This is a genomic window from Lysinibacillus sp. YS11 (assembly GCF_002896375.1).
Taxonomy (GTDB): Bacteria; Bacillota; Bacilli; order Bacillales_A; family Planococcaceae; genus Lysinibacillus; species Lysinibacillus capsici.
This window is the reverse complement of sequence record NZ_CP026007.1, coordinates 1,087,058-1,100,551: the sequence shown is the minus strand read 5'-3', so window position 1 is coordinate 1,100,551 and position 13,494 is coordinate 1,087,058. Positions and strand designations below refer to the sequence as shown.

Here is a 13,494-nt window from a genome sequence, read left to right as displayed (position 1 = left end):
CCTCTCTTATTCATTCACCTTATTTAATTAGTGCGTTGCAATCTACAATTAAGGCTACTTTACCATTGCCTAAGATTGTTGCTCCTGAAATGGCAAAGATATTTGTTAAGTAATTTCCTAAAGACTTCAAGACAATTTCTTGTTGGCCAATGAATGAATCCACCACTAAACCAGCAAGTTTTTCACCTTTACGGACGATCACTACTGAGTGGAATTCTTCATCTTGATGCTCTTGACGAGGTACCTCAAAGATTTCCTCTAAGAATACCAACGGCACAACTTTGCCACGGAAGTCGATTACTTTTTGATTATGCGCATTCATAATCTCTGATGAACGGATAATAGATGTTTCAATAATAGAAGATAGTGGAATTGCATAAATTTCCTTTTCAATCTCCACAAGCATAACTGAAATAATTGATAATGTCAGTGGTAATTGAATCGAGAAGATGGATCCAACATCCTGTGTTGATTCAATTGAAATATTGCCACCTAGTGATTCAATCGTTGTTTTTACAACATCTAAACCTACTCCACGACCAGATACATCTGAAATAACATCTGCAGTGGAGAAGCCTGAAGCTAGAATAAGCTCATTAATTTGTTTATCAGACATTGAATAGGATTGTTCTTGTGTAACAATACCTTTTGAAATAGCTTTCGCTAATACTTTTTCTCGATTTATGCCCGCGCCATCGTCTTCAATTTCAATAAAGACATAATTTCCGCTATGATAGGCACGCAATACGACCGTTCCTTCTTCAGGCTTGCCTTTTGCACGACGAGCAGTTGGATTCTCAATGCCATGATCCACAGAATTACGAATCAAGTGAACAAGCGGATCTCCAATTTCATCAATTACTGTACGATCTAGTTCGGTTTCAGCACCAATAATTTCAAGGTTGATTTTCTTATTTAAATCACGTGATAGTTGACGAATCATTTTCGGGAAACGATTGAAAACTGTTTCTACAGGTACCATTCGCATTGTTAAAATAATAGTTTGCAAATCACCCATCACACGACTCATACGCTCTACTGTTTCATTTAGTTCGCCATGATTTACTTCAGTAGAGATAGATTGCAATCGACCACGATCAATGACAAGCTCTTCAAACAAGTTCATTAAAATATCTAGACGTTCAATATTTACACGAATTGTTTTATTACCTACAGGTGCATGATTTTTGTCAGCCTTGGAAGGTGTAGCTTCTTTAGCAGGTTTTGCAACAGGCTCGGCTTTAGCAGCAGGCGTATTTGTTGGTATTGCGGCTACCTCAGCCACTGCTGTTGCAGTTGCTGCTACTTCTTGGTGCGCTTCAAATACTTTTTCACTAAATTTCCTTTGGTCAATTGTAGTCACAATAACCCCATCAACTTCAGAAACTTTCATTAGCTTTTTCTGCATATCCTCAGCTGTTGTTTTTGTGACAAAAGCAACATAAAATTGTTGATCAAACTGCTCATCTTCTAGCTTTTCAACAGATGGACTTGATTTAATGACATCCCCATCTTTTTCTAAAATCTCAAACACCATAAATACACGTGCTGCCTTAAGAAGGCAATCCTCACGTAATGTTACTGAAATTTCAAAAGCATTAAAGCCTTGTTCAGCCGATTGTGTAATGACTGTTTGTTCAAACGAATCATATTCTAATACACTTTCAACAACCGGTGCAGCAACCGTTGCTACCACCTCTGGTATTACTTCCTCACCTAGTTCTATACGCTTTAGTTGTGCGACAGTTGAGGAAACATCACGCTTACCATCTCCACCGTTAGCAATATCCATTACCATTTCTTCTAAATGATCAACAGATTCAAATACGACATCTAAAATTTCAGGTGTAACATGAATCTTCTCGTTACGGATGGCATCTAAAACATTCTCCATTTTATGGGTTAAATCTGCTAAATCTTCGAAGCCCATTGTGGCAGACATACCTTTTAATGTGTGTGCAGAGCGGAATATTTCCCCAACAATTGCCAAATCGTCTGGATTTTTTTCTAATTCTAATAAATGTTCACTACACGCTTGTAAATGCTCTTTACTTTCTTCAATAAACATCTCTAAATATTGATTGACTTCCATAAGAGGACACCCCTTTTAAGGCAAATATTTCATTATTGTTTGTGCAATATCATCTACATCTGCAACTTCATCAACAAGTTGCGTTTCTACTGCTGCTTTTGGCATACCATATACAATGCAAGTTTCAGCTGATTCTGCAATAGCAATGACATTGCCAGTATTTTTTAATGCTTTTAGACCATTAGAGCCATCATGACCCATACCTGTCATAATCACTGCTACTTTATCAAAATCTTTATATTGACTAACATCTTCGAACATTACATCTACAGAAGGTCGATGGCCAGATCTTGGTGCTTCTTGATTATCAAGAACAATGCCAAAAGTTGTCCCTACTTTTCTAAGTTTTAAATGATATCCACCTGGTGCAATATAAGCTACTCCATTTTGCAAAATATCGCCCTGTTCAGCTTCTTTAACAGAAATTTCACTTAGCTGATCAAGTCGGTTAGCAAGCGATTTAGTAAATCCAGCAGGCATATGCTGTACAATTAATATGGGAGCTTGAATAGACTTAGGAATTTTAGTAACAACCTCCTGAAGTGCGCGAGGTCCTCCTGTTGATGTGCCAATTAACACAATCTTCTTTCCTATTTTACTCCATTCTACCATTGGTTTAGTTACGGCTACCTTAGTAGAAACAACATTAATAGACGTATTTGTTCGTCCATGCTGTTGTGGTTCCTTTATTACGGTACTCACCCTTGTCACTTGTTCTTGTTGTCGTTTACTACCAGAAGGTTTTTTCAATTTGGAAATTGGCACCGTTGCAGCTTGTTCCACTTTGTGCACAAGTTCATTTTGAATTTTATGTAAATCAAGGGAGATGGTCCCGCTCGGCTTGGCAACAAAATCTACTGCCCCGCCCTCAATTGCAGCAATTGCATTTTCTGTCCCACGTTGAGTGGTACTTGAGAGCATTACTACAGGAACTGGACATTGTATCATAATTTCTTTTAAAGCATCGAGCCCATTCATTTCAGGCATCTCAATATCCATTGTCACAACGTTTGGCTTCAACGATTGTATCTTTTTGATCGCATCTTTTCCATTTCGAGCTGTTCCAACTACTTCCACCTTCGAGTTGCCAACAAAAAAGTCACTAATTAGCTTTCTCATAAAAGCAGAATCATCCACAACTAAAAGCTTGCTTTTATGCAAAAAGTCCAATTAATCACGCCCTTTCGAGAAAATACTTCTAAGTTTCGTTAAAAATTTTTTCGTTGTTTGATCATGTGCATGTATTTCCCCCGCACGTTGCTCCATAAAACGAACGACTATAAGTTGCAATGTCTTTGATATTAATGCGTCTGGATAAGCAAGTGAGAATGGCACTTGCTCGCGCACTGCCTTACGCACAACAGGGTCTTCAGGTAATGAACCAAGAATGATCGTTTCTTTGTCTAAAAAACGTTTCATTGTTAACTGTAAACGTTCATTCGTTTCTATTCCTTCTTCTTTACTGAAAGCGCGGTTACAGAGAATATAAAACTGCTTATCTGGATCTCGAACATGAATATATTTCATCATGGAGTACGCATCTGTAATAGAAGTAGGTTCCGCTGTTGAAATGACGATAATTTCATCAATAGATGTGAGTAAATCTAACGACCAATTAGTAGCACCAGCGCCCATATCAAATAAAATATAATCATAGTTTTTTTGAAGTTCTTCAAATGCTTGAATAAGTCGTTCAAACATACTATGAGACCAATCAAGCACACTCGTCATACCTGACCCACCTGAAATATACCTTAAATCGTAAGGCCCTTCAAATATTACCTCATCTAGTAGCTTATTTCCTTCTAAGTAATCTTTTAAACTATAAGAAGCATTTTTCCCAATTAAGATATGGATATTCCCCATCCCAATATCCATGTCTACAATGACAACTCTTTTTCCCTTTTGGGCTAAAGTCATGGCAAAGTTCATTGTGAAGTTACTTTTACCTACTCCACCTTTGCCACTTACAACTGCAATCGCTCTACCTAGTTCGCCTTGCTGTTTCATCATTTTTAAGCGTAATGCTTCAGCTTGGTCTCTCATTTTTCTTCACCTTGAAAAAACAAATTAAGTACTGCTTCTAAATCAGCTTCTTCAATATCTTCTGGTACTTCTTGACCATTCGTATAGTAAGCAAGTCCTTTATTATATTTAATCATTAAATTGATCATTGTGCCAATAGAATTTGTTTCATCAATTTTTGTAAAAATAAATTTTTGAATTGGTAATTGTTTAAATTGATCTACAATATTCTCCATATCCCTTTCTTTCGTTGTCATTGCAAGCACTAAATAAGATTCTGCATGATCATCGAATTTTATGAGGCGTTGGAGATCATCAACATACTTGACTTCTTTATAATTTCGACCAGCTGTATCAATAAAAACCAAATCTAAATGTGATAATCTCTGGATTGCTTGTTCAAAATCTGTTGCATTGTAAGCAATTTCTACAGGAGCTTGTAAAAGACCAGCATATGTTTTAAGCTGCTCTATTGCCGCAATCCGATAAGTATCTGTCGTAATAAAGCCAATCTTTTTCTTTTTTTCTAACACAGCTCTAGCAGCCATTTTAGCAATAGTTGTAGTCTTACCAACCCCTGTTGGCCCTAAAATGTTTATATATTTTCTTTCGTAGGATAATCCTCCGACTGGAAGTACTTCTAGCTTCTTACGTAATAAATTTTTTGCTATCAATTTACATTGTGAAAAATTTATTTCGGATGCTTCTCTAAAATGCATAAAAAGCTCATCACCTATCGTTGTGATGAGCTCTTCACTTAGCTCTTGCTGTCTTAAGTATTCAATGAAGGGTAAGAGTTCATCGGGATATTGAGCTTGGGTAGTCTTTTTATGCATCGATTGCATTAATGATTTTAAATCAGCAATTTCTTTTCTCAATTCTTCTGACATGCTAGCGTCCTCATGTACTGCTGCTACATCAAGGGGTGGTTCCTGATGCATTTTTGCTTGAATAGCATTTGTAATCTCTTGTAACCTTGCATTTTCTTTTTTTACTACAGGCAGTACAGCTGGTGTTGGAATTGAAGCCACTTGCTGGGGCTCCATTGCATCAATACCCGCAACCACTTCAAAACTTTTCTTTTTTATCATGCCAAAAAATTTCTTTGTGATGACGACTTTTGAATTTAAAATGACTGCGTCCTCACCTAATTCTGCTCGCACTTGCTTCATCGCCTCTGGTATGGATGATGCATAATACTTTTTCATTTTCATTGAACATTCACCACCCCAACACTTTGAATTTCAACCGAAGCATCCAATTCATTATAGGATAGAACTGGAATTTGTGGGAAATAACGCTCCGTTAGTTGTCGTAAATACATCCGAACGGCTGGCGAGCATAATATAATAGCTGATTGCTCCATAAACGAAACACGCTCTACTTCCGCTGCAATAGTTTCTAATACTGTTTGAGAATCTTGTGGGTCCATAGCTAAATAATTACCGTGATCCGTTTGTTGGATACTATCAGCAATCATTTTTTCTACTTTACCTGAAACCGTAATCACCTTTAATACTGAACTATCCCCAACATATTGCGCTGTAATTTGACGAGCTAATGCTTGACGCACATATTCAGCTAAGATATCTGTATCACTCGTTAATTTTGCATAGTCTGCAAGTGTCTCAAAAATAATAGGTAAGTTACGCACTGATACATTCTCTCGCAGAAGCTTACCCAGTACCTTTTGGATTTCTCCAGTAGATAAAGGTGCAGGTGTTAATTCTTCTACTAAAATTGGATGGGATTCGCGTAAGTGATCGATTAACTGCTTTGTCTCTTGACGGCCTAATAACTCATGAGCATTTGCTCGAATTATTTCAGTTAAATGTGTTGACACCACACTTGGTGGGTCCACAACTGTATAACCATACATTTCCGCATCCTCTTTTACTTGCTCTGTAATCCATTTAGCTGGTAATCCAAATGATGGCTCGACAGTATCAATACCCTCAATAGAATCATCGTCTCCAGGGCTCATCGCTAAATAATGATCTAGTAAAAGTTCGCCTCGTGCCATTTCGTTCCCCTTTATTTTAATTCGATATTCATTTGGTTGAAGCTGAATATTGTCTCGAATACGGACTACTGGGATCACGATACCTAACTCCAAAGCAAGCTGTCGACGAATCATGATAACACGGTCTAATAAATCCCCACCTTGAGCGGCATCTACTAAGGGAATTAATCCATAACCAAATTCGAATTCAATTGGGTCCACATTTAATAAATTCACAACATTCTCAGGGCTCTTCATGCCGTCAGTAGCCACTTCTTCTTCAATCTCCTGTAATTCTTCTTCATCCTCTGGCTTCTTACGTTCCATCATATAAGCTCCCGCAATTAATGAAAGACCTATTGGCAGCGTTACCCAGTTTGGTATTGGCGTAAATAGCCCTAGTAATACAATGGTACCTCCTGCTACATAAAGCAGCTTAGCTTGAGCAAACAATTGGCCTGTAATGTCTTGACCAAGACTACCTTTAGAAGAGGCTCGTGTTACGACAATCCCTGTAGCAGTCGAAATAAGCAAGGCAGGAATTTGGGATACAATACCGTCCCCAACTGTTAGTTTCGAAAAATGTGTTGCTGCTTCTGCAAATGGAAGCCCCATTTGTACAACGCCAATGATGATACCAAATAATAGATTGATAATAACCATTACCATTGAAGCGATGGCATCCCCTTTTACAAATTTCGTGGCACCATCCATTGCACCGTAAAAGTCCGCTTCCCCTGCAACTTTTTCACGTCGCTCGCGCGCTTCTTTTTCGGAAATAATCCCCGCATTTAAGTCAGCATCAATACTCATTTGTTTACCTGGCATCGCATCAAGTGTGAAACGTGCCGCTACTTCTGCTACTCGTTCTGCACCTTTTGTAATTACAATAAACTGAATTAACACTAAAATTAAGAAGACGACTAAACCAACAAGTATATTTCCTCCAACTACGAAATCACCAAAAGTTTCAACGACCGAACCTGCATCTCCATTTGCTAAGATGGCACGAGTAGTGGAAACACTTAGTCCTAATCGGAACAAAGTTAATAGTAAAATTACCGAAGGAAAAATGGAAAAATCCAATGCTTCTTTCATACTCATTGCTGTGAGCAGTACAATTAATCCTAATGTAATATTAATGACAATTAAAAAACTTAACATCCACGGAGGAAGAGGGATGATGAGCATCGCAACGATTAAAATAACCGCACCTAAAACCCCAATATCGCGAACTTTCATTTGTGTCCCTCCTACAAAAAGCCTTAAATTTTTCGCTTAATACGGTAAACATAAGCGAGTATCTCTGCTACTGCTTTGAAAAATTCTTCTGGTACCTGATCGCCTATTTCTACCTGGTCATACATAGCTCGTGCTAAAGGTCGATTTTCAACCATTATTACATCATGTTCTTTGGCGATCAGTTTAATTTTTTGAGCAATAAAGTCTGTCCCCTTCGCAATAACACGAGGAGCATCCATACTGTCCTCATTATATTTGAGGGCAATTGCATAGTGAGTAGGGTTGGTAATAACTACATCCGCACTCGGAACCTCTGACATCATACGTCTCATCGCCATCTCACGTTGGCGTTGTTTGATTTTTGATTTGATTAGGGGGTCACCCTCACTATTTTTATATTCATCTTTAATATCTTGCTTAGACATTTTAAGATTTTTTTCATACTCATGTTTTTGATACATCCAGTCTAAAACGGATACACAAAGTAATACTAAAGAAGCTGCTATACCCATAATACCAACAAGCTTTCCTACCGTAATGAGAGTCATCCATGGACTTTTAAACGATAACGCCAAAACTTCTGGTAAGTTTGACCAAATAATAATTGTTGTAACACTTCCGATAAAACCAATCTTTAAAACAGACTTTATTAACTCCACAATGGCTTTGACAGAAAATATCTTTTTTAACCCTTTAATAGGGTCCATCTTTTTCAAATCAAACTTCATTGGCTCTAACGTAAAAAGAAAACCAAATTGCAAAAAGTTACCTGCAAGTGCTCCGACAAATGCAATTGCCATAATTGGCACAATGATAAAAGCCATTTGAATCAAAGTTTCTGTAAATAGGTGCATCACACTATCAATAGTCAGTGATTCGATGCGTATGTTATGAATAAAGGTTTGCCTGAAAAAAGCTAATAGCTCGTCACGCAAAGAGCCTGCAAAGAAAAACAAAAAGATAAATACCATTAACATTACAATGGCACTAGAAATATCTTGACTCTTGACAACTTGTCCTTTTTTCCGAGCATCCTGTCGTTTCTTAGGGGTTGCCTTTTCTGTTTTTTCACCCGCAAAAAATTGTAGCTCTAAATTCAGTAGTAGTCTCATATTATCCACCACCTAAAATGGCCATTAAATCACGCATCCCATAAATCATAATCGTAATAAGCTTTTGAATAACTTGAATCATAACGGCCATCATTGTAAATAACACTAAAAAACTAACACCAATTTTAATAGGAAAACCGACAACAAATATGTTTAATTGCGGTACTGTTTTTGCAGTGATCCCTAAAGCTAAATCGACCAAGAATAAGGTCGCTACAACAGGAGCAGCCATCTGGAATGCTATGGCAAAAACTGCTGTGAAAGTGGTGATAATAAATTGAGGAAAGTTTTCGTTCATAAAACTAGGGAATTGATCCATCGGGAAAAATTGATAGCTGTAGTAGATTCCATTAAGAATCATATGATGGCCATCAATCGCTAACAATAAAAGCAGTGCTAGCATATTAAAAAACTGACCGATTAATGGACTTTGAGCACCTGTTTGCGGGTCAATTATATTAGCAATGGCAAAACCCATTTGAAAATCGATAAAGCTTCCTGCAATTTGAATTGCGGACATGATGATATAGCCCATTAGACCGAGTAATAGTCCAACTAGTGCTTCTTTCACCACTAATAATATGTAATCATCATTGAATGCAAATGGCTCAACATCAATTGTATAGTACATCATCCAAGCTAAAACCAGTGCGAGAGTAATTTTGACTTGAGGTGGAATGGTTCTATAGGAAAAAAAAGGAACCGTAGCAAAAAAGGCTGAGACACGTACAAGTACTAATAAGAAAACCGTTAAATGCGGAATTAATTCATTCATGTACTCACCCTATATAACGCGTTAAATTCTCGAATATGTCTCTCGCATAGCTTGTAACTTGAGATAGCATCCAAGGGCCAAAGAATACGATGGCCACTAAGACAGCAATAATTTTTGGTACAAATGCTAACGTTTGCTCTTGTATCGAAGTTGTGGCTTGAAAGATACTTACCGCTAAACCCGAGATTAAAGCAACTAATAGTAGCGGACCGCTTGTTAGAAGGATAATCATTATAGCACGCTCTGCAATGGAAATAACCAACTCACCTGTCATACTGTATCATCCCCTAAAAACTTTGTAGTAACGATTTCATAACGAGATACCAGCCATCAACCAGTACAAATAATAATATTTTAAATGGCAATGAAATCATTACTGGCGGTAACATCATCATCCCCATCGACATTAATGTACTTGCAACAATCATATCGATCACTAGGAATGGAATAAAAATCATAAAACCAATTTGAAATGCTGTTTTAATTTCGCTTAAAGCAAAGGCAGGTACAAGCATAGTCAGTGGGATTTCCTCCACGGATGCTGGTTTTTCTGCTTGATTATATGTTAAAAATAAATCAAGATCTTTTTGCCTAGTATGCTTACTCATAAACTCTTTAAATGGCACACTAGCACGGTCATAGGCTTCTTCTATACCAATTTCTTCAGCAAACAATGGTTGTAATGCCTCTTTATTGACCTCTTGAAAGGTTGGTGCCATGATAAAAAATGTTAAAAATAGTGCCAGCCCAATGATCACTTGATTTGGTGGCATTTGCTGTGTTGCCAATGCTGTACGCACAAAGGATAAAACTATGACTATACGAGCAAAGGATGTCATTAAAATTAAAATACTTGGTGCAAGTGATAAAACTGTTAGTAATAGTAAGAGCTTTACAGATGTAGAGACATTCGTTGGATCGCTGTTGGAAAAAATATTGATTAAATCATTCATTTACCATCCTTCTCCTTCTGCTTCCATCTCTCTATCTCATCACTACGCTCCTGTTTTATTTCTGATAGCTTTTTTTCGAATAGATTGCCAAATGAATCCTGCTTTTGCTGCTCATTTCGCACCTTCGCGCTATCTTTTCTCTTAAACTTAGAAAATACTTCTGCAATATACGGTGATGTTGCTGCAAATTCTTGTCTTTCGTTATATAGGGCTAAAAGAGCTTCAACTTCTTCAGGATCTGTAATTTCTCGTAAAAGTTGAACGTCTTCTCCGACCCCAACTAAATACAATGTTTTACCTACCTGTAAAAGCTGAACTGACTTTTGTGCACCTAACGATAAACCGCCTAAATTTTGTACCATTTGATTACGTTGGAAGTTTAAATTTCGTTTATTTAAAAACTTCATCAATCCATAAAATAAAGCTACAACAAAAATAAGCGCCAAAACCATTTTTATGTATTCCCATGCAGATATATCTCCAGCTGCTGTTACAGTTGTTTCTTGTTTAGCAGCTGGATCAGTCGTATCTCCATTACAAGCTTCTGGGTCTTTAATGCAATCCGTGACACTATTTGTATCAGCGTCTGCATAGACAGAAGTCGGTGTCGGGTACAAAAACAGGAAGGATACAAGAAATGCGAAAATCATCGTTAAACGAAATGATTTTAACATTTTCATGCAATCATCCTAGCGCTTTTTGAATCGCTTCAATTACACGATCTGCTTGGAAAGGTTTTACGATAAAGTCTTTCGCACCAGCTTGAATCGCATCGATTACCATTGCTTGTTGCCCCATTGCTGAACACATGATTACAGTTGCACTTGGATCTGTTCCCTTAATTGCTTTAAGAGCTGCAATACCGTCCATCTCTGGCATTGTGATATCCATTGTTACTAAATCTGGTTTTAGTTCATTGTACTTTTCGACAGCTTGTAAACCATCTGCTGCCTCTCCAACAACTTCAAATCCATTTTTTGATAAAATATCCTTGATCATCATGCGCATAAATGCAGCGTCGTCTACAATCAAAATTCTTTTAGACATGGTTAACTCCTCCAATTGAAACTATCTTAAATTATTTAAACGCTCTGCTTGACTTAAAACATCTGTAATACGGACACCAAAGTTTTCGTCAATAACAACGACTTCCCCTTTAGCAATTAAACGACTATTGACTAAAATATCAACCGGTTCTCCCGCTAATTTATCCAGTTCAATAATTGAACCACTTGATAGTTCTAAAATCTCTTTAACAGAACGTTTCGTACGTCCTAACTCTACAGTAACTTGCAATGGAATATCAAGTAGCATATTTAAATTTCTAGCTTCAGATTGAGAGATTACATTTGTATCGAAGCTAGCAAACTGCGCTTGTTGCACATTTACAGGTTGTGCAGGTCTTGCTGGTTGTGCAAATTGCTGTGGCTCCTGATAAATCGGTTGCTGCATCGGTGCTGACTGCTGTTGATAAACTGGTTGTTCAGATGGTGGTGCTACAGGTATTTGCTGTTGAACAGGCGGTGGTGTAACTGGTGGAGCCTCAGGTGCAATAGTTGCTGCCACAGGTTCCTCAAACACTCCTGTTTCACCTAATAAAGATTTTACAATATTTTGACTAAATTTAAGCGGTAATAATTGCATTAAATTCGAATCAATTAAATTACCAATTCTTAATCTAAATGAAACTTTCACCAGCAAATCGTCTTCTGGGATATTTTCTCGACCTTCATCTTGCGAGATGTTCATTAAATCAATTGTCGGTGGAGAAATATCTACTTTTTTGTTGAAGACCGTCGACATAGATGTAGCAGCTGAGCCCATCATTTGATTCATAGCCTCTTGAACAGCACTTAGCTGAATTTCACCTAAGTCTGGCTTCGGATTTAATCCATCGCCACCTAACATTAAATCTGCGATAATTGCTGCATCAGATTGTTTAATAACAAGTAAATTCATACCTGTCAAACCAATTGTATATTCAACTTGTACAGCTACATATGGATGAGGAAATTCCTCTTCTAATTTATTACGATTAATCATCGAAATACTTGGAGTTGTAATATCTACTTTTTGACCCAATAACGCTGAAAGAGCTGTGGCAGAGCTACCAAAGGATATATTGCCTACCTCTCCTAATGCATCTTGTGCAAACGAATCAAGGTAATCCTCCACTCGTATCTCATTTATTTCTTCATTTGTTGAAGCATCAGTGTCGTTGTTTTTATCTCCCAACGTCTCGCCCCTTAATAGCGCTTCAATTTCTTCTTGGGAGAGCATTTCATCACTCATCTTCGTCTCCTCCTTTCAAAGGGTCGATAATCTGGATTGCTAATTTTTTGCCCTTTTTACCTGGTTGAACAGTGAACTTCGGCAATGTACCTACTTTTAGTAGTAATGGCGCTTCAATTTTTTGATCTAACTGTATGACATCCCCAACTTGCATTGTTAGGAAATCTTCAATAGTGATGTCCGTTAATCCTAATTCAACTGAGAGTGGTAATTGGGCTTGTTTCACACGTGTTTCAAGCATTTTTGTTTGCTCTGGTGACATCTCTTTCGTATTGGTTTGCATCCAATAGCGAACCGAAAGATTTGGAACAATTGGCTCCAATACAACATGCGGAATACAAATATTAATCATCCCGCTTGTCTCACCAATTATCGTATTTAATGAAATTACGACAACCGTTTCATTAGGTGAAATCATTTGTAAAAATTGTGGATTTACTTCAAGTTCCACTAATATAGGATCAATTTCCGCAACATTTTCCCATGCTTCGCGTAAATTGTCGAATGAGCGTTCAAAAAGGTTTGTCATAATTTTTGTTTCTATTTCCGTTAGGTTATCTACATTACTATGACTTGCCCCACTACCGCCCATTAGGCGATCTAACATCGAATAGGCAATATTCGGATTAATTTCCATCAATATATTACCATCTAATGGTGGCACTTCAAATACATTAATGAGTGTCATATTTGGAATGGAACGAACAAACTCTTCAAATGGTATTTGGTCTACTGATGCAACCGTAATTTGTACATAGCTTCTAAGCTGTGCAGAGAAAAAGGTTGTCAATAGTCGTGCGAAATTTTCATGTATTCGGGTCAAACTTCGGATTTGATCTTTTGAGAATCGAAGTGCTCGTTTAAAATCATAAACTTTAACCTTACGTCCCTCGTCCTCTTTTTTTATGTCATCCGCTGACATTTCCCCTGTCGATATAGCGGAAAGCAGCGCATCTATCTCGGATTGAGATAACACATCTCCTGCCATTTGCCCACCTCCA

General features: G+C 37.5%; 13 protein-coding genes. All 13 read right to left on the bottom strand.

Translation table 11 applies throughout. The annotated features are described in order from the left end of the window. Nucleotides 1-19: 19 nt before the first annotated feature. The 13 genes from LBYS11_RS05095 to fliM are packed head-to-tail and all read right to left on the bottom strand — an operon-like array spanning nucleotide 20 to nucleotide 13,481. Nucleotides 20-2,092: a chemotaxis protein CheA gene (locus LBYS11_RS05095; RefSeq protein ID WP_103117587.1), complete on the bottom strand. Its 2,073-nt coding sequence runs from the start codon at nucleotides 2,090-2,092 to the stop codon at nucleotides 20-22. Nucleotides 2,093-2,107: 15 nt separating this feature from the next. After that, entirely contained in the window at nucleotides 2,108-3,262 is a 1,155-nt protein-coding gene (locus LBYS11_RS05090) for a protein-glutamate methylesterase/protein-glutamine glutaminase (RefSeq protein WP_103117586.1), read from the bottom strand. Further along, entirely contained in the window at nucleotides 3,263-4,138 is an 876-nt protein-coding gene (locus LBYS11_RS05085) for a MinD/ParA family protein (RefSeq protein ID WP_066037807.1), read from the bottom strand. Beyond that, nucleotides 4,135-5,331: a flagellar biosynthesis GTPase FlhF gene (flhF, locus tag LBYS11_RS05080; RefSeq protein WP_103117585.1), complete on the bottom strand. Its 1,197-nt coding sequence runs from the start codon at nucleotides 5,329-5,331 to the stop codon at nucleotides 4,135-4,137. The genes LBYS11_RS05085 and flhF overlap by 4 nt, the downstream gene beginning before the upstream one ends. Beyond that, on the bottom strand, nucleotides 5,328-7,361 hold the full coding sequence (gene flhA, locus LBYS11_RS05075; protein WP_036080453.1) for a flagellar biosynthesis protein FlhA: 2,034 nt from the start codon (nucleotides 7,359-7,361) through the stop codon (nucleotides 5,328-5,330). Before flhA ends, flhF begins: the two co-directional genes overlap by 4 nt. Nucleotides 7,362-7,384: 23 nt before the next feature. Beyond that, nucleotides 7,385-8,473, bottom strand: a complete 1,089-nt coding sequence (gene flhB, locus LBYS11_RS05070) for a flagellar biosynthesis protein FlhB (protein WP_048391594.1) — start codon at nucleotides 8,471-8,473, stop codon at nucleotides 7,385-7,387. Nucleotide 8,474: 1 nt separating this feature from the next. Further along, the gene (gene fliR, locus LBYS11_RS05065) at nucleotides 8,475-9,248 is read right to left on the bottom strand and encodes a flagellar biosynthetic protein FliR (protein WP_048391595.1); all 774 of its coding nucleotides are present in this window, start codon (nucleotides 9,246-9,248) and stop codon (nucleotides 8,475-8,477) included. 4 nt (nucleotides 9,249-9,252) lie between these two features. Then, the gene (gene fliQ, locus LBYS11_RS05060) at nucleotides 9,253-9,522 is read right to left on the bottom strand and encodes a flagellar biosynthesis protein FliQ (protein ID WP_004269285.1); all 270 of its coding nucleotides are present in this window, start codon (nucleotides 9,520-9,522) and stop codon (nucleotides 9,253-9,255) included. 13 nt (nucleotides 9,523-9,535) lie between these two features. After that, nucleotides 9,536-10,201: a flagellar type III secretion system pore protein FliP gene (gene fliP / locus LBYS11_RS05055; RefSeq protein ID WP_048391597.1), complete on the bottom strand. Its 666-nt coding sequence runs from the start codon at nucleotides 10,199-10,201 to the stop codon at nucleotides 9,536-9,538. After that, complete coding sequence (locus LBYS11_RS05050; RefSeq protein WP_233732437.1) at nucleotides 10,198-10,875, bottom strand: flagellar biosynthetic protein FliO; 678 nt, start codon at nucleotides 10,873-10,875, stop codon at nucleotides 10,198-10,200. The genes fliP and LBYS11_RS05050 overlap by 4 nt, the downstream gene beginning before the upstream one ends. 10 nt (nucleotides 10,876-10,885) lie before the next feature. Further along, nucleotides 10,886-11,248 carry a response regulator gene (locus tag LBYS11_RS05045; RefSeq protein WP_004269288.1) on the bottom strand — a complete coding sequence of 121 codons (363 nt, stop codon included), beginning with the start codon at nucleotides 11,246-11,248 and terminating at the stop codon, nucleotides 10,886-10,888. A 21-nt stretch (nucleotides 11,249-11,269) separates the two neighbouring features. Next, nucleotides 11,270-12,493, bottom strand: coding sequence for a flagellar motor switch phosphatase FliY (fliY, locus tag LBYS11_RS05040; RefSeq protein WP_048391599.1), 1,224 nt, complete (start codon nucleotides 12,491-12,493; stop codon nucleotides 11,270-11,272). After that, complete coding sequence (gene fliM, locus LBYS11_RS05035; RefSeq protein ID WP_004269290.1) at nucleotides 12,486-13,481, bottom strand: flagellar motor switch protein FliM; 996 nt, start codon at nucleotides 13,479-13,481, stop codon at nucleotides 12,486-12,488. Before fliM ends, fliY begins: the two co-directional genes overlap by 8 nt. Nucleotides 13,482-13,494: the final 13 nt, after the last annotated feature.

What these genes read in the sequence shown, in the direction of transcription:
- flhA (WP_036080453.1), bottom strand. Translation starts at nt 7,361, where the DNA reads ATGAAAGTTCGCGATATTGGGGTTTTAGGTGCGGTTATTTTAATCGTT.
- flhF (WP_103117585.1), bottom strand. Translation starts at nt 5,331, where the DNA reads ATGAAAATGAAAAAGTATTATGCATCATCCATACCAGAGGCGATGAAG.
- fliP (WP_048391597.1), bottom strand. Translation starts at nt 10,201, where the DNA reads ATGAATGATTTAATCAATATTTTTTCCAACAGCGATCCAACGAATGTC.
- LBYS11_RS05050 (WP_233732437.1), bottom strand. Translation starts at nt 10,875, where the DNA reads ATGTTAAAATCATTTCGTTTAACGATGATTTTCGCATTTCTTGTATCC.
- fliM (WP_004269290.1), bottom strand. Translation starts at nt 13,481, where the DNA reads ATGGCAGGAGATGTGTTATCTCAATCCGAGATAGATGCGCTGCTTTCC.
- fliR (WP_048391595.1), bottom strand. Translation starts at nt 9,248, where the DNA reads ATGAATGAATTAATTCCGCATTTAACGGTTTTCTTATTAGTACTTGTA.
- fliQ (WP_004269285.1), bottom strand. Translation starts at nt 9,522, where the DNA reads ATGACAGGTGAGTTGGTTATTTCCATTGCAGAGCGTGCTATAATGATT.
- LBYS11_RS05085 (WP_066037807.1), bottom strand. Translation starts at nt 4,138, where the DNA reads ATGAGAGACCAAGCTGAAGCATTACGCTTAAAAATGATGAAACAGCAA.
- LBYS11_RS05045 (WP_004269288.1), bottom strand. Translation starts at nt 11,248, where the DNA reads ATGTCTAAAAGAATTTTGATTGTAGACGACGCTGCATTTATGCGCATG.
- fliY (WP_048391599.1), bottom strand. Translation starts at nt 12,493, where the DNA reads ATGAGTGATGAAATGCTCTCCCAAGAAGAAATTGAAGCGCTATTAAGG.
- LBYS11_RS05095 (WP_103117587.1), bottom strand. Translation starts at nt 2,092, where the DNA reads ATGGAAGTCAATCAATATTTAGAGATGTTTATTGAAGAAAGTAAAGAG.
- flhB (WP_048391594.1), bottom strand. Translation starts at nt 8,473, where the DNA reads ATGAGACTACTACTGAATTTAGAGCTACAATTTTTTGCGGGTGAAAAA.